The 16,414-nt window shown below is 52.4% G+C and carries 10 protein-coding genes; 2 read left to right on the forward strand and 8 right to left on the reverse strand.

What is annotated here, in order from left to right; translation table 11 throughout:
• Window position 1 precedes the first annotated feature (1 nt).
• The 4 genes from MKX98_RS29515 to MKX98_RS29530 all read right to left on the reverse strand — a co-directional run bounded on the left by MKX98_RS29515 (window position 2) and on the right by MKX98_RS29530 (window position 5,274).
• Window positions 2-2,044 (reverse strand): beta-galactosidase, encoded by a 2,043-nt coding sequence (locus MKX98_RS29515; protein ID WP_339219932.1) that lies wholly within the window; start codon window positions 2,042-2,044, stop codon window positions 2-4.
• A 152-nt stretch (window positions 2,045-2,196) separates the two neighbouring features.
• A complete protein-coding gene (locus MKX98_RS29520) occupies window positions 2,197-3,483 on the reverse strand; it encodes an ABC transporter substrate-binding protein (protein ID WP_194544625.1) in 1,287 nt (428 codons plus the stop codon).
• A 69-nt stretch (window positions 3,484-3,552) separates the two neighbouring features.
• Complete coding sequence (locus tag MKX98_RS29525; protein ID WP_071219665.1) at window positions 3,553-4,392, reverse strand: carbohydrate ABC transporter permease; 840 nt, start codon at window positions 4,390-4,392, stop codon at window positions 3,553-3,555.
• Window positions 4,393-5,274, reverse strand: a complete 882-nt coding sequence (locus MKX98_RS29530) for a sugar ABC transporter permease (RefSeq protein WP_071219666.1) — start codon at window positions 5,272-5,274, stop codon at window positions 4,393-4,395.
• 124 nt (window positions 5,275-5,398) lie between these two features.
• On the opposite strand from MKX98_RS29530, the gene MKX98_RS29535 reads away from it, so the two are divergent.
• Window positions 5,399-7,243, forward strand: coding sequence for a histidine kinase (locus MKX98_RS29535; protein ID WP_339219937.1), 1,845 nt, complete (start codon window positions 5,399-5,401; stop codon window positions 7,241-7,243).
• A complete protein-coding gene (locus MKX98_RS29540) occupies window positions 7,203-8,858 on the forward strand; it encodes a response regulator (RefSeq protein ID WP_339219939.1) in 1,656 nt (551 codons plus the stop codon). Before MKX98_RS29535 ends, MKX98_RS29540 begins: the two co-directional genes overlap by 41 nt.
• Before the next feature lie 161 nt (window positions 8,859-9,019).
• On the opposite strand, the gene MKX98_RS29545 is transcribed toward MKX98_RS29540, so the two are convergent.
• The 4 genes from MKX98_RS29545 to MKX98_RS29560 form a co-directional block, all read right to left on the reverse strand.
• Window positions 9,020-11,053 carry a beta-galactosidase gene (locus MKX98_RS29545; protein ID WP_339219942.1) on the reverse strand — a complete coding sequence of 678 codons (2,034 nt, stop codon included), beginning with the start codon at window positions 11,051-11,053 and terminating at the stop codon, window positions 9,020-9,022.
• A gap of 73 nt (window positions 11,054-11,126) precedes the next feature.
• The gene (locus MKX98_RS29550) at window positions 11,127-13,595 is read right to left on the reverse strand and encodes a glycoside hydrolase family 95 protein (protein ID WP_339219944.1); all 2,469 of its coding nucleotides are present in this window, start codon (window positions 13,593-13,595) and stop codon (window positions 11,127-11,129) included.
• A 108-nt stretch (window positions 13,596-13,703) separates the two neighbouring features.
• Complete coding sequence (locus tag MKX98_RS29555; protein WP_220683859.1) at window positions 13,704-15,416, reverse strand: ABC transporter substrate-binding protein; 1,713 nt, start codon at window positions 15,414-15,416, stop codon at window positions 13,704-13,706.
• Window positions 15,417-15,492: 76 nt separating this feature from the next.
• The gene (locus tag MKX98_RS29560; RefSeq protein ID WP_194544629.1) at window positions 15,493-16,401 is read right to left on the reverse strand and encodes a carbohydrate ABC transporter permease; all 909 of its coding nucleotides are present in this window, start codon (window positions 16,399-16,401) and stop codon (window positions 15,493-15,495) included.
• Window positions 16,402-16,414: the final 13 nt, after the last annotated feature.

Here is a 16,414-nt window from a genome sequence, read left to right on the forward strand (position 1 = left end):
CTTAAGACCTTACGGCGGCCGTCCTTTCCAGAATCATGACGTCCCTTCCCGGAATCGTGACATGGCCTGAAATCTGCCGGCTGCCCAGGAGATCGAATTGATTGGCAGAACCTGCATCAAACGTCATCTCTTCGGCATTGTGGTTCATGATGAACAAGTAGGAGTTCCCATCCTTCACCCGCTCTACCACCTCTACTCCGGCTGGTGTTTCCAGCAGCGGCTTCACGCCCTGTTCTTCGCACAGATTGGCGAGAAATCCCTGCAGGAACTGCGAATCCGGACTGCTCGCCACATAATAGGCCTGACCTTCGCCAAAGACATTCTTCGTGAGAACAGGCGTGCCTTTATAGAAGTCCGATCCGTACTCCGCCAGAACCTCCGCTGTCTCCGCATGGATGACGTCACACAAAATTCCACATGGATAACTTCCACGCAGCGACCCCCAATCCTGCTTCATGTTGATCTGATTTTGCTGCCCGGGAAGCAGGGCATCGATCTCCTCGGCCCAGATGCCAGTCACCTTGCGCAGCTCGCCGGGATGACCTCCCAGGGTCACCAGATCGTTCTCATTGACGATGCCGCTGAAGAAGGTCGTCACAAAGGTTCCGCCCCTGGACACAAACCGCTCCACGCGCTGGGCAACGCCAGGCTTAACCATATACATCACCGGGGCAATGACCACATCGTACTTGCTCAGGTCCTCCTCAACGCTGATGATATCCGTCTGGATATTCAGCTGATACAGCGCATCATAATACTTATGAACCTCATCCACGTAGTTCAGCGCTTTGGAAGGTCCGCTTGACAGCTCCAGCGCCCAACGATTCTCCCAATCATACATAATCGCTACCTTGGCGTCCGAACGGGAGTCGAGCAGCTTGTCTCCGAGCTGCTGCAGCTCTTGCCCCAGCTCCGCACATTCCCGGAAGACCCGGGTATGCTCATGTCCGACGTGCTCGATCAATGCGCCATGGAATTTCTCGCATGCCCCGACGGAACGGCGGAGCTGGAAGAACATGACCGTATCCGCGCCATGCGCTACGGCCTGATAACTCCACAGCCTCATTACGCCGGGACGCTTAGCGGAATTGTAGGGCGACCAGTTCTGAACGCTCGGAGTCTGCTCCATCAGCATGAACGGCTGTCCGCTTTTCAGCCCGCGCATCAGATTATGCGCCATCGCCGTAAAGCTTACCGGCGTATCGATCGCGGGATAATTGTCCCAGGATACCACATCCATGTACTTCGCCCACTCGAAGTAATCCAGCTCCGGATAAAAACCCATCAGATTAGTCGTGACCGGAATATCCGGCGTAATTTTCTTCAGCTCATCTCGTTCCAGTCGGTAACATTGCAGCAGGCTGTCGGACTGGAAACGGCGGTAATCCAGCGATATCCCTTGGAAGAAGGTTCGGTTTCCGGCGAATTCCTCGCTGAGCGCATTCGGTACCACAATCTCGTCCCACTCGTAAAAGGTATGGCCCCAGAAGCCGGTATTCCATGCGGCATTCAGCTTGTCGAGCGACCCGTAGCGCTCTTTCAGCCAGACGCGGAACTGCAACTCGCAGTTGTCGCAATAACAATACCCGCCGTACTCATTCGAGACGTGCCAGATGACCAGTGCCGGATGATCTTTGTAGCGCTCAGCCAGCTTACGCGCCATCAGCACCGAATATTTGCGATATGTCGGGCTGTTCGGACATGAATTATGGCGACCGCCGAATTTGCGTTTGCGCCCGTCGTAGTCAACACGCAGGATGTCCGGGTATTTCTTGGCCATCCAGGCCGGATGCGCCCCCGTGCTTGTTGCCAAGCAGACATGAACCTGCTCCTCTGCCAAGCGGTCCATAATTTCGTCAAGCCACGTGAAATCATAGCTGTCCTCATCGCGCTGCGTTTTAGCCCAGGAGAATACATTGAGGGTCGCCACGTCAACACCGGCCAGTTCGAACATGCGCAGGTCCTCTTCCATCGTTGCCTTATCCCATTGCTCGGGATTATAGTCCCCGCCATACCATATCTTGGGAAAACGTTGATTAATCATCAAATTGCCTCCTTCATCGTTCTTCTAGTTAGGAAAATCGTAACGATCGACGTGATTTGAATCTTAAAGAAAAGAGGCACCATCCCAAGTCTTGTCGGACAGGGATCATACCTCTTATGATGATTCGCTAACTCGGGTTAGAGTGCTGCTCCTTACTTTTTCAGACTATCCCAGGATGTCTGCATATCCTCAAGCATCTTGTTCGCATCGGATTTGCCGGCGAAGAAGGCCTGCATCGCACCGGAGAATTCCTGTGCTACACCGTCAGGGAACTTCGCGGATTGTCTTGGCAGTACTTTTCCAGCCTGCACATACTCCCACACAGCGGAGCCGAGATCACCCATATCCTCAGGCGTTGCTTCGATGGTTTTCAAGGCCGGAATGAATTTGAATTTTTTGACGATGTACTCTTTACCGATATCGGATGTGACAAACCAGTTCAGGAAGATCTTCGCTTCTTCCTTCGACGCGGAATCCTTGTTGATGACCAGGTTCGCAGGTACGCCTACGTTCAGCTTGTCATTCAGCTCCGCATTGTCGCCAAGCGGCATCGGCAGGTAGCCAAGATTCAGGTCCGGATTGATGGCATCAATCTCGGTTTGGGCCCAGTTGCCGTTCTGCATCATGGCTGTTTTGCCGGTAGCCAGCAGGGAAATGGCCGTATTGTAATCGGTGGTCAGCGGGTTTTTGTTCCCGTGATCCAGTGTCAGCTGCATCAGCTTGGCCCACTCTTCGAACTTCGCATTGCCCGCGAATTTTTGCGTTCCGTCGTTCAAGCCCTGGATAAAGGCATTCGGATCCTCCTGCTGGGCAAACGCCGGGTTAATGCCTTGGTTACCGATCAACCACCATTCCTGATAAGCATTAGCAAAAGGTGTTATGCCTGCCGCTTCCAGCTTCTTCGCGGCATCTTCCAGTTGGGCATAGGTTTTAGGAAGCTCGGTAATGCCCGCCTGCTCAAACAAATCTTTATTGTAGATGTAACCCCATCCTTCAAGGTTCATCGGCATGCCGTATACTTTACCGTCTTTGGTCATCGGCTCTTTCGCCATGTCCACCAGATCGTTCACCCAAGGCTGATCGGACAGATCCTCCAGGCGGTCAATCCACATCTCCATCTCGGCGTCGCCGCCATTGGAGAAAATATCAGGCGCATCGTTGGATGCAAACTTCGTTTTCAGAGCAGCACCATAGTCGGCACCTCCGCCCACGGTTTGAATATCCAGCTTGATGTTCGGATACTCCTTCTCGAATTCAACCTTGAGTTCATTCAAGCCGTCTACGATCTCGGTTTTGAATTGGAAAATCTTAACGGTCTTCACTTCGCCGGAAGCTCCATCTGAGCTTCCGCCCTGGCCTTCCTCCGACTTGCCGCCGCAGGCCGCAAGCAGCAGCGAGAAAGCCAGCAGCATCACGAGTGATAATTTCATTTTGTTCATCTTTACTACCCCCTAGAATTGTTTATATATAAAGATGGAATAACCGATTTGGGAGAAGCCAGGCTGCCTTTACCCCTTAACGGAGCCGGCAGCAACGCCTTCAACAATGTACTTCTGTAACGACAGGAAGAAGATGATGATCGGCGTAATGCCCAGCACGAGCGCCGGCAGCGCCATATCCCATTGCTTCGAATACTGCCCGAAGAAGGCAAAGGTCGCAAGCGGAATCGTCCGCAGTTCCGGACTTTGCAGAATCAAGGACGGCAGCAGGTAATCGTTCCAGACCCACAGACAGTTCAAGATGATGACCGTCACCATCATAGGTTTCAGCATCGGCAAAACGATCCGGGCAAATACTCTGAACGGAGAAGCTCCGTCGACCGTGGCGGCTTCTTCGATTTCAAGCGGAATGCCTTTCACGAATCCGTGGAACAGGAAGACCGACAACGGGATGCCGAGCCCCAGATAACTGAGAATCAAGCCCACGATACTGTTGTTAACGCCCAGGAAGTTAATGACCTGCAGCAATGGAATCATAATGGATTGGAACGGAATGACCATGGCCGATACGAACAGCATGAACACGATTTGATTGAATCTCGTATTGGACCGAACCATTCGGTAAGCCGCCATCGCACTCAGCATGGCGATGATTAAATTACTGATAACCGTAATGATGACGGAATTCGCGAATGCTTCCGGGAAGCGGGTCATTTCCCAAGCCTTGCTGTAGTTGTCAAAATGAAAGGCGGTTGGCCAGTTGGCCGCGTCGACCATAATATCGCCCAGCGATTTGACCGAGTTCACCAGCAGGAAGTAAAAGGGCGCCAGGAAGATCAGCGCAATAATGACCATCACAATCTGCAATACGATCGTGGAAGCCGACATAGGAGGTTTCTTCGATCTCATTTAAGCTTCAACCTCCTTCTGCTTCGTTAATCGGACTTGAATGAGCGTGATGACGGCAACGACCAGGAAGAAGATCAGGGACTTGGCCGTCCCGAGTCCATACCGGTTGTTCAGGAATGCCTCATTGTACACGTTCATGGCCAGTGACTCCGTGGAGCGGTATGGCCCGCCCTTCGTGAGGGACAGGTTCAGGTCGAACATTTTGAATGACCAGGATATCGCCAGGAATAAACATACGGTGACCGCCGGCATGATAAGCGGAACGATGATGCTCTTAAGCACTTGAAACCGGTTCGCTCCATCAATCTCGGCAGCTTCCATGACTTCCTTGGACACATTCGTAATGGACGCGATGTAGATGACCATCAGATAGCCTGACGATTGCCATACAAAGACCATGACAATGCCCCAGAAGCCGGTCACTTCGTCTCCCAGCCACGGAAGATTAAAGAACGGAATCCCCGTAGCCTCGCCAACGGTGGCAAAGCCCTTTATGAAGATAAACTGCCAGATGAAGCCCAGCAGCAATCCGCCGATCACGTTCGGCATGAAGAAGATCGTCCGCAGCCAGTTGCGCGCCCTAATATTTTTCGTTAAGAAGTAGGCCAGGAAAAAACCGACCAGATTCGTTAGAAGCACGCCAACGATCGTAAACTTGGTGGTAAACCAGAAGGACTGTGCGAATGCGCTGTCATTTGTGAAAATCTGTTTGAAATTGTCCAGCCCGACCCATTCGACATTCCCCGAGACACCATTCCAGTTGGTAAACGAGTAATACATCCCCATCACAAATGGGATAATGATCGTAATACCGAAAAACAGCAGCGCGGGTCCGATATAAACCAACTGCTGCGTCAAGGCAGCCGTTCTCTTGCTGTTCATGTAAATCCCCCTCCGCTTGTCCTATCGTTTCTCTATCCATTTCTCTATGATTTAATTATGCTAAGATGAAGACCCTGGGACTACCACAGGATGTGAACTAAATGGTATAGAAAATTGATCGGCGGTGAATTTATTGAACTGGAATTGGAACAGCATTCGCACAAAATTGATTACCTTTATGATCATGGCCACCATCATTCCGACCACCATCTCCATGATCATCAGCTATGTCATGACCACCAACTCGCTCAAGGAACGGGCCGTTGTTGAAAATATGAACCTCCTCTATCAGGGACGGTTGAATTTGGAGAGCTATTTAGAAGACATGAACCGTAATTCCCTTACGGTTTATTCGGATCCGGATTTTTTCCGCAGCCTTTATTATAGTCATGAGAACATCAATGCCAGCGGCAGGCAGTCCGCCACGCTGCAGTCCATTCAAAAAGCCATCAGCGGCTCCAGACAGGTCTACCTTTATGTCGACGGCAAAAGAGAGGCCACATTGTTCGCCCAGGATATCGCCAGAAAAACAAGTGACGTCAACCTCTATCCCGAAATTCCCGATCTTAGCAACGATACGGTGGTCTTGCAGCCGCCCCATCCCCTGCACACGTATGGCTTTCAGTTAGCTTATCCCTACGAGGCCGATAAACAAGTATTCACGATGTACCGGGTCATAGAACGCGTCCCTTCTACCGAGCGATTAGGCATTCTCGCCATCGATCTGGATATGAACTTCCTGAGCTGGATCAGCAATCAGCTGTTCCAGCCCGAACATGAGCAGCTTTATATTACGAATGAAGCCGGCTATATCATGTATGCCGGCCATGACGAGAGGCTTGGACAGCAGATTCAAACGGAATGGTACGACACCATCAAGCAGTCCGGCAAGAAGGAAGGCCATTTTGAGTATAACAACAAAATCTATCTGTATAACAATATCAAGACGTCGATCAGCGACTGGACGATGATTAAGGAGATTCCTTCCTCCTATATTCTGAGCAGCGCGGACAAAGCAGCCTTCGTCAATATTTTGCTGATCGGCGTATCCCTTATTCTCATCATCGCTGCCACGATCTGGATTTCGGTCTATGTTACGGCGCCGATCCGGGAATTGGTGGGCCTTATGAGCCAAGTCAAAAGCGGACGAATGAGCGTGGATATCTCCTCTAACCGCAAAGACGAAATCGGAACCCTCCACCGCAGGTTCGGCAGCATGATGGATACGATCAACAACCTCATCTTGCAGGAATACAAGCTGAAGCTGGCGAACCGGACCAACCAGCTCCGGGCGCTGCAGGCTCAGGTGAACCCGCATTTTATGAACAATGCACTGCAAACCATCGGCACCCTTGCGCTTGAGCATGGCATGAAGAGGATTTACTCCCTGATCTCCGCTCTTGCCCGGATGATGAGATACAGCATGTACAATACGGACAAGCCGGTCACGCTGGCCACGGAGCTCGATCATATCAAGGATTACGCGGAGCTGCAGAAGGAACGATTTGAGAATCAGTTCGACTTCCGTTACGATGTGGATGAGTCGACTTTGCAGGTGTTGATCCCGAAAATGCTGGTTCAGCCGCTGATCGAGAACTTTTTCAAGCATGGCATGAACCCCTTGGCGGAAAACAATTACATCGCGTTAAAAAGTAAGCGCCTGTCGGCCTCCATCGTGCAGATCACGGTTGAGGACAACGGAAACGGAATGCAGGATGAGCCGTTTCAAACCCTGCAGGAGCAATTGCTTCGGATGGAAGAGATGGATCTGGAACAGCTTCAGGTTCATTCCGAAATGGAAACGGAAGACAGCAGCGGGATCGGACTCATCAACATCATGACAAGGCTGAGACTGTATTATCGCGGAAAATCCAAGTTCAGCATCGAAAACAACAAGCCGCATGGCTTTCGAGTTGTACTGACTATAAATGTGGAAGGTGAAACGGATGAAGGCATTGATCGTAGATGACGAGTCTCGCGTGCGTAAAGCCATACGACTGCTGGTCCAATGGGAGACGCACGGGATTACCGATATTGAGGAAGCCGCCAATGGCCTTGAGGCGATGGAGCTGATTCCGGCGTTCCGACCGAGCCTCGTGCTCATGGATATGCTGATGCCGCTCAAAAACGGCGTGGATCTCATGGAATGGATTCATAAAAATTACCCGGATATTAAATTCATTGTTATCAGCGGGCATGACGACTTCGAATTCGTACGCAACACCATCTGGTACAGCGGCACGGATTATATCCTGAAGCCCATAGAGGAAACCGTTATCAACCAAGCGGTAGCCAAGGCGACTGCCGCCTGGAAAGCCGAGGAACGGGAGCGCCTTGCGGCGCGGCAGCAGCATGTTCAGGTGAACGAGTACCGGCCGGTCTATTCCGAGAAGCTGTTATCCAGCCTTATCGATGACAAAAGCGCCCATTCCCAGGTGGTCCATCGCCTCAAGGATGAAGGCATCGTACCGGAGCATGCGCAGACGATACGTCTGGCCGTCATGCAAATGGACAAGTCTGACCACGCGCTTTATAGCCGCTTTGGCCATCATCAGGACTTGCTTATGTTTGCCCTGCTCAATATTTGCAATGAATTTCTGCAAAAGGACCGGATCGGGATCGCTTTCCGTCACTTTGGTTCACCTCACCAGCTGGTTATTTTGCTGTGGGATCAGCTTGCCACACTTGCCACGCTGCTACAAGAGATCAACAACGGGATGCACCGCACCTTGTCGCGCCACATGCATTTTGGCGTGAGTCCCGACGGTCAATACCCGGCAGACATTCCGGAATTGTATGCCCGAAGCTCGTCCGCCCTGCATCAGCGCGATTTAACGGTGCTTAATCACTTTATCCATGATACAGAGGAGCAGCGCCGATCGGGGGTTGACCATCATAGAGGCTTGCAGTTCAGCGGATTTGAGGATACCTGGAAGCTCGCCATACTTAGCGGCCAGCCCGCTCCCATAACCGAAGCCGTAGAGTCATTCATCGCAGCTATTCGGAAAAGCGGCGTTCTCACGCCGGAACTTCTGGAGCGCTGGGACCGCGATATCGAAAGATTCGCCAATCACGTCATTCATGAAACGGCTAACCCGTCGTCTGAAGCTTTGTTGAAATTGTACAAAGAGGAAAGCGCCACCATCGAGCGGCCAAGCCCCGACAAGTATGTGTGCTCGCTGTCCGAGTGGCAGCAGTATTGGATTGAATTAATGAGCCTGCTGGCCTCGGCTGTCCAGTCTCAGAAGCAAACGGGTCAGGACCTGATCCATGACATTACGGCGTTTATCGAGCAAAATTATCAGAACGATGTCTCGCTGTATGATATTGCAAATCGATTTCACGTAAGCCGTGAGTACATTTCCCGCAAATTCAAGCAAAGGCACGGCATTAACATCCCGGAACATCTGAACCGCATCCGCATCTCCAAGGCCAAAATCCTGCTGCAAAACCCGGGCTTGAAAATGGCAGCGATTTCCGAAATGATCGGCTTCAAGAACGAGAAATATTTCAGTCTTGTCTTTAAGAAGCAAGAGGGCATTTCGCCGAAGGAATTCCGCAAGCTGCATGAGCAGGAAGCATAGACTGGGCAGCGGTTTGCCGCTAAAGGCAAGCAGTCTGAGTTGGGCATATAAAATAAAGCAGAGAGAGCATGGGAATCCCCCGCTTTCTCTGCTTTTTTATGTGAACCCTTAGATTAATGCCTTCGCAGTTAATGCCTTCGCAGAAACTTCATGCACTCCTTCTACCCCTGCTGCTTCTCCAAGATCATGACTCCGCGTGCCGGCACTTCGCAGGAATCTCGATGCTCCTCTCCTGTCAGCAGGTCAACGTAGGTCTCCCCTGCCAATGGCACGAGTTTGCTCTCCGGCATGTGATTAAGTACAAAGGTGAACTCCACGCCCTCCTTCACGCGTTTTGTCACCTCAACGCCTTCCGGAGCCTTCAGGACAGGCTCAATGCCATGGTCATTGCATATCGTTTGCATCAGGTCCTTCAGGAATTTAGGCTCCGGACTTGTGGCCACATACCAGGCCTTCCCCTGCCCGAAGGAATTCACGGTTAACGATGGCATCCCCTGATAGTAATCGGAGCCGTATTCGGCAACGACTTCCGCTCCTTCAGCATGGATCACGTCGCATAGAATGCCGCAGTCGTAGGTGCCCTCCAGTTGTCCCTTCCGGCCTCGCAGCACCATCTGATTCTGCTGGCCCGGAAGCAGCGCATCAATCTCCTCGGCCCAAACTCCCATCACCTTGCGCAGCTCGCCCGGATAACCGCCCAGCGTCACCAGATCATTCTCGTTCACGATCCCGCTAAAGAAGGTCGTCACAAAGGTTCCGCCTCGCGATACAAAGGCCTCAACGCGCTCTGCAAATCCCTGCTTTGCCATATACATCACAGGCGCGATGACAACGTCATACTTCCGGAAGTCCTCTTCCACGCTGATCATATCGGTCTGAATATGCAGCTGGTGCAGAGCATCATAATATTTATGGACCTCATTCACGTAATTAAGGGCAACGGTCGGACCGCTCGACAGGTCAATGCCCCATCGATTCTCCCAATCGTAGATGATCGCGACTTTGGCGTCGGAACGGGCATCCAGGATTCGGTCCCCCAGCTGCTGCAGCTCCTTGCCCAGCTCCGCGCACTCGCGGAATACGCGGGTATGTTCATGTCCTACATGTTCGATGACCGCTCCGTGATATTTCTCGCAGGCTCCGATCGAACGGCGCAGCTGGAAGAACATCACCGTATCCGCGCCATGGGCGACCGCTTGGTAGCTCCACAACCGCATAACCCCAGGTCGCTTGGCCGAGTTGTACGGCTGCCAGTTCTGGACGCTCGGCGTCTGCTCCATGAGCATAAAAGGCTGTCCTCCCTTAAGTCCCCGCATCAAGGCATGCGCCATGGCCGTATAGCTATATGGCGTATCCAGAGACGGGTAGTTGTCCCAGGATACAACATCCATCTCTTTGGCCCATTTGAAGTAATCCAGCTCGGGATAGAAGCCCATCAGATTCGTGGTCACCGGAATATCTGGTGTGATTCGCTTCAATTCATCCCGCTCCAGCTTATAGCAGTCCAGCAGGCTGTCCGACTGGAAACGGCGGTAATCCAGGGATATGCCTTGGAAATTGGTTCGATTACCGGACCACTCCTCGCTTAATGCGTTAGGTACGACAATGTCTTCCCAGTCGTAGAAGGTATGTCCCCAGAAGCGGGTATTCCATGCCTTGTTCACGGCATCCAGCGTGCCGTAGCGCTGCTCGAGCCAAGTCCGGAATGCCGCGGCGCAATTATCGCAGTAACAGTATCCGCCGTATTCGTTCGATACGTGCCAGATCAGGACGGCAGGATGATCCTTATAACGTTCCGCCAGCTTGCCGGCCATGATTTTGGCGTATTTACGGTAAGTGGGGCTGTTTGGGCAGGAGTTATGGCGACCTCCGAATTTGCGTTTACGTCCCTCGTAGTCGACGCGCAGCACATCCGGGTATTTACGGGCCATCCAAGCCGGATGGGCCCCTGTGCTGGTTGCCAGACAGATATATACCCCGTTCCGGTACAGCCGTTCGATCGTCTCGTCCAGCCAGGCAAAATCGTACGTATCCTCATTCGGCTGACTCAAAGCCCAGGAGAATACATTGATGGTGGCCACATCGATGCCCGCCAGCTTAAACATGCGGTCATCTTCCTTCCACGCTTCTGCATCCCATTGCTCGGGGTTATAATCGCCGCCATACCACATTTTGGGTAATTTTTCGTTAATCATTTAGGGTTCAGCTCCTTTAGCTTCTTAATTCCGAATCCAGTTCGCCATCAACAAAGCGTTCTACGTTGTACGATCAATCGTGTTCGCGGCTGCCTTCGAAAGTCGCTGGCGTGATCAGGTATATCGCCCCGCTGACCGTTTCAAATGAGCCCTGCTCATCCATCGTCACCGCACTTCCGTCTTCCCTTTTAACGGCGAGAGGCACGGAACAGCTAATTCTACAGACTCGGCCATGCGTAGAGATTACGCGCGCAGACGTTAGGATGCCTTCGCTCCATTCCATGTCCACAATAAACCCGCCGCGAGCCTTTAATCCTCTTACGGATCCTGCTGCCCACGCTTTCGGCAGTGCCGGCAGCAGCTGAATAGTGCCCAAGTGGCTCTGGAGCAGCATTTCCACAAGTCCGGCCGTGCCTCCAAAATTCGCATCGATCTGGAAGGGAGGATGGTCTCCAAACAGATTAGGATGCATGGAACGGGAAATCAGCGTCCGGACGTAATCATACGCCTTGTCTGGCTGCTGTAGCCGGGCAAACAGGTTGATCAGCCATACGCAGCTCCACCCCGTATGCCCTCCTCCATGGTCGATCCGCGACATCAGCGTACGATAAGCGGCTTCCGCAAGCTGCGGCGTATCCTGAAGGGTAATGTCGGAGCCGGGGTACAGCCCATACAAATGCGATACGTGCCGATGTCCGGGCTCCGCTTCCGGGTAAGGCTCGCTCCATTCCATGAGTTTGCCCTCGGCATCAATGGCGTAAGGCAGCAGCCTCGCTGCCGCTGCCCTCCACTCCTCCCGCAGCTCAGCATCCTGGTCCAGCAGCTGCGATGCTTCAATACAATTCTGGAATATATCCCGGATGATGGCCATGTCCATAGTGGAGCCTGCCGACACGCTGCAAGGCAGGCCTTCCTCGGTAAGGAACTGATTCTCGGGCGATGTCGACGGGCTGGTCACGAGATGCCCCTTCCCGTCTTCAATAAGCCAATCCAGGCAAAACAATGCCGCATCCCTCATCAGCGGATAAGCCGTTTCTCGCAAGTATTCAAGATTCGGCTGGAATTGGTAATGCTCCCATAGATGCCGGCACAGCCATGCGCCGCCCATTGGCCAGAAAGCCCACATGGCCCTGCCATCGCTCGGGCTGGCCATTCGCCATAGATCCACGTTATGGTGGGCAGCCCATCCACGGGCGCCGTAATGAATTTTCGCCGTCCGGGCACCGCTTACGCTAAGCTCCCTGATCATCTGGATCAGCGGCTCATGACACTCGCTCAGATGCGTCGTCTCTGCGGGCCAGTAGTTCATCTCCGTATTGATATTCGTTGTATAATCGCTGTTCCATGGCGGCTGTACATGCGGATTCCATATGCCCTGCAGATGTGCTGGCTGTGTACCTGGCCGAGAGCTGGCAATGAGCAAATACCTTCCGAATTGAAACATCAGCGCCTCTAGAGCAGCATCCTCCCGTCCTTCCCGGTACGCTTCCATCCGCTCATCGGTGGCTAAAGCTTCTATGGAACGTCCATTCTCTGAACGGCCAAGCTGAAGGTCCACGCGTCTGAACAAGGCTTGATGGTCTTGGACATGCCGTGAGCGCAATTCTTCAAAGCCACGCCCCATCGCGTCCTGAAGCCTTCTCCTGCATATACCGGACGGATCGGTTCCTCCAGAACCCGGAGAGCGATCGAAGCCTTCAAAATTCGTGGCAGCCGCAATCAGCAGCGTGACCGAGCCTGCGCCGTGAATACGTATACCGCTGTCATCCACCGTAACCTGCCCGCTATCCGTTAAGGCCAGCAGCCTCATTTCATACCGTATGCCAAGCCCGTCTTCATAGAGCACCGCCCCGGGGTGATCACCTCTGTAATTCTCAGCGATATGGGTGGGAGCGTGTCCATACAACACCAAGGATCCGTCTTCTGCGCTGCAGGTACCATGCTGCAGCGGTGAACGAAGCCCGATCTCCAATTGGATGGTTCCAGCGTTCGTGGTCGTATAACGAATAACCGCTACCTGATCAGGCGCACTGATGAATACTTCCCTGCTGAAGCGACCATCGGAGCCACCGGCTCGAAAGTGAGTGGATGCAATTCCTGTATCCAAATCCAGTTCGCGCCTATAGTCCGTCCAATCATCCCCAACACCGCTCTGTCTGATAACCAAATCTCCTAAAGGTAAAAAGGACTCCGTGCTTCTGCCGACCATCTTGCCCTCAATCAACTGTTCGGCTTCGGCATACTTTCCGGACGCAATCAGCTCTCTTGCCGATGCCAAATGCCGGAGAGCCTCATAATTATTCGTGTCCCGGGGAAACCCGGACCAAAGTGTATCTTCATTCCATTGAATGCGTTCTTCCTGTACGCCCCCGAACACCATGGCGCCAAGACGGCCGTTTCCAAGCGGAAGCGCTTCTTCCCACTTGGCCGCGGGCTTCCGATACCACAATGTTGAGGCCTGCTGCTGTACTGAATTCAGTGTAATCCCCCCCTTATTCCAATTTGATAAAGGTCTTCTCGAAAAACACCTTAAATCCTTCATCTTAGGTTGTATTTATTCGAATAACTTAAGGCCCGCCGCTAGCAGCAACTGCCTTGAATAGCGGTAAAAGGGGCCGCATACAGCCGGCCCCTTCTATTCGCCTCTATCTTAATTATTCCAGAGTTCCACGCGTTCGCGTACCAATTGGGTGTATTCCTGCTCCATCTTCTCGGCGCCGGCATCATTCAGTTCTTTGATGAACTGATCATACAGCGCATCGAATTTCGCCGGATCGGCAAGAATGACTTCCGGAATCCGCTTCCGGGTAATCTCTTCCACCTTTTTGTACGTGATATTGATATTGGAGTCGCTCGGTACCGGAATGTTGTAAGCAACGCCCCACGGCTTCACTTCAAATTCTTCTTGTTTCGGCCACAGGTCTTTCCACATTTCCGCGCCGTACGCTTTCAGCGTTTCCTTCGCGGATGGCGTATAGTTCTCTATGATCGTCTCCGGGAAGTTCGTTGTGTAATAATTGTCCGTCGAATCCTTCACGCCGTCGCCGTAACGAGGGAACATGGCGTTGTACAAGCCGATTCCTGTTTCCTTGGTGAAGTTGGCGTTGTCATAGGTTTTGCGCTCTTGGACATCTTCCGGAATGACGCGCTTGCCGTCCACCACGTTGTAATGCTCGCCTTCGATTCCCCAATTCATCAAAACTTGCCCTTCTTCGGAAGCCAGATAATCCAGGAACTTGATGATTCGAACCGGATCCTTCGCGGATGTCGTAATGCCTACGCCCCATCCGGCGACGTAACCCGTGTCTTGGAATGTTGCATCCTTGGTCGATTCATCCAGTTGGATCGGGAATCTCGCATAGGTGCGGTTTTCCTTACCGGAAGATCTTAGCGCGTTGGTTGCATTGCCGAAGCCCCACTCCTGATCGATGACGCCAAGAACACGGCCAGAGGAGATTTTAGCTTCGTATTGGTCCGTCTTCTGCACGAACGTTTCTTTATCCAACAAGCCCTCGGCGTTCATATGATTCAGCCAGCGGAAGTATTCCTTCTCTTCCGGCCGCTTGTAATGAAGCTTCGCCTCGGTTGTTTCCGGGTCGATATAGTACTCGCCGTCATCCGATACGCCTGTCGCGATAAACGCCGGGTTTGTTACCGAGATCATGATTCTCCATCCGTCCGCATTCAACGTCAGCGGAATCGTCGGCTGGCCGTCAATGGTCGGGTGTTTCTCGGCATACTCTTTCAGTGCGTTCTCATAATCCTTCACCGTTTTCAGTTCAGGGTAACCGAGTTCTTTCAGCACTTCATGCTGGATCTGGAACGTGCCGCCAGCATCAAGGGCCTGATGGTCCACCGCTGCAAGTGTCGGGAGGACATAGATGGCCTCATCCTCATTGCTCCATTTCAGACGGCTCATATATTCTCCATACACCTTCTTGATATTCGGCGCATGCTCTTCGATCAGATCTGTCAGATCAATAAACGCTCCGGAATCCACAAACAGATTGGCGTCACCCTTGGCAAATACCAAGTCCGGATATTCCCCGCTCGCCACCATCAGCGGGAGCTTCTGATTGGAGCCGTCCACCGCGTATTCGGCCTGGATCGTAATGCCGGTTTTCTCGGTCAGCTTCTTGCCGACCGCATCCTGCATGTTGGCCCAGTTTGCATTGGAATCCGCGCTGTAATACGTCATGGTCATCGGCTCGAGCTTCTCTTCCTGCTGCGTATCGTTGCCGCTGCTTCCTTCTTCGCCGCCGTTTGCGCTATTGTTGCTGTCGCCGTTGCCGCATGCCGCCAGAACGAATGTGGCCATCATCATGATCGCGAGCAGCAGCGACAATCTCTTCTTATGTTTCATTGCTATACCCCCTAAATCGATTTTTGATCATCTATCGTATAACAGGACATGTTGCCTGCTGATACCATACTTGCGCTTAGCTTTTTACGGCTCCAAGCGTCATGCCTTTCACAAAATACCGCTGCAGGAACGGATAGACGAGCAATATGGGAACCGTAACCACAATCGTGATCGCCATTTTGATCGATTCCGGCGACACCTGCTTCACGATATCGGCCATGTTCTGCCCCGACATCATGCCGCTGGTTTGTCCCTGCGTGCTCTGAAGCACCTTCATCAGCTCGAATTGAAGCGTCGTGAGATGGGGTGCGTTGCCGTTATAGAGATACGTATCGAACCATGAGTTCCACTGCCCGACGGCCAGGAACAAGGCGATGGTAGCCAGTACGGGCTTACAGAGCGGAAGAATGATTTTGTAATAGATCGTGAAATCGTTGGCCCCGTCAAGCTTAGCCGATTCCTGCAGCGAATAAGGCAGGCTGTCGATGAAAGACCGGATAACGAATACGTTGAACGCGCTTACCATTCCCGGAATGATGTAGACCAGAAACGAATTCATCATGTTCAGGTCGCGGATCAGAATGAACACTGGAATCATTCCGCCGGAGAAGTACATCGTCAGCGCAAGAAAGGTCGACATGAACTTTCTTCCCTGAAAGTCCACCCTGCTGAGGACGTAACCCAGCATTGTGCCGCTTAACAAGCCCAAGAATGTTCCTGCCAGCGTACGGAGAATCGTAATTTTGGCCCCTGTAATCAAACCGTCGTATTTGAAGATCTGCACGTAATTCTCAAGCGTAAACTCCCGCGGCCAGAGATAGATCCCCCCACGTACTGTATCTACGGAATCGTTCAATGATATCGCAAGAACATTCAGGAACGGATACAGAGTAACGATCATGACCAGTGTCATAAAAGTAAAGTTAACAATATCAAACACGCGGTCGGAGAGCGTGGGCTTGAATGCTGTTTTAGTTCGTGCCATGCTGCTTCCCTCC

Source organism: Paenibacillus sp. FSL W7-1332 (assembly GCF_037969785.1).
Lineage (GTDB): Bacteria > Bacillota > Bacilli > Paenibacillales > Paenibacillaceae > Paenibacillus_AQ.

What these genes read in the sequence shown, in the direction of transcription:
- MKX98_RS29540 (WP_339219939.1), top strand. Translation starts at nt 7,203, where the DNA reads ATGTGGAAGGTGAAACGGATGAAGGCATTGATCGTAGATGACGAGTCT.
- MKX98_RS29525 (WP_071219665.1), bottom strand. Translation starts at nt 4,392, where the DNA reads ATGAGATCGAAGAAACCTCCTATGTCGGCTTCCACGATCGTATTGCAG.
- MKX98_RS29515 (WP_339219932.1), bottom strand. Translation starts at nt 2,044, where the DNA reads ATGATTAATCAACGTTTTCCCAAGATATGGTATGGCGGGGACTATAAT.
- MKX98_RS29530 (WP_071219666.1), bottom strand. Translation starts at nt 5,274, where the DNA reads ATGAACAGCAAGAGAACGGCTGCCTTGACGCAGCAGTTGGTTTATATC.
- MKX98_RS29550 (WP_339219944.1), bottom strand. Translation starts at nt 13,595, where the DNA reads ATGAAGGATTTAAGGTGTTTTTCGAGAAGACCTTTATCAAATTGGAAT.
- MKX98_RS29545 (WP_339219942.1), bottom strand. Translation starts at nt 11,053, where the DNA reads ATGATTAACGAAAAATTACCCAAAATGTGGTATGGCGGCGATTATAAC.
- MKX98_RS29520 (WP_194544625.1), bottom strand. Translation starts at nt 3,483, where the DNA reads ATGAACAAAATGAAATTATCACTCGTGATGCTGCTGGCTTTCTCGCTG.
- MKX98_RS29560 (WP_194544629.1), bottom strand. Translation starts at nt 16,401, where the DNA reads ATGGCACGAACTAAAACAGCATTCAAGCCCACGCTCTCCGACCGCGTG.
- MKX98_RS29555 (WP_220683859.1), bottom strand. Translation starts at nt 15,416, where the DNA reads ATGAAACATAAGAAGAGATTGTCGCTGCTGCTCGCGATCATGATGATG.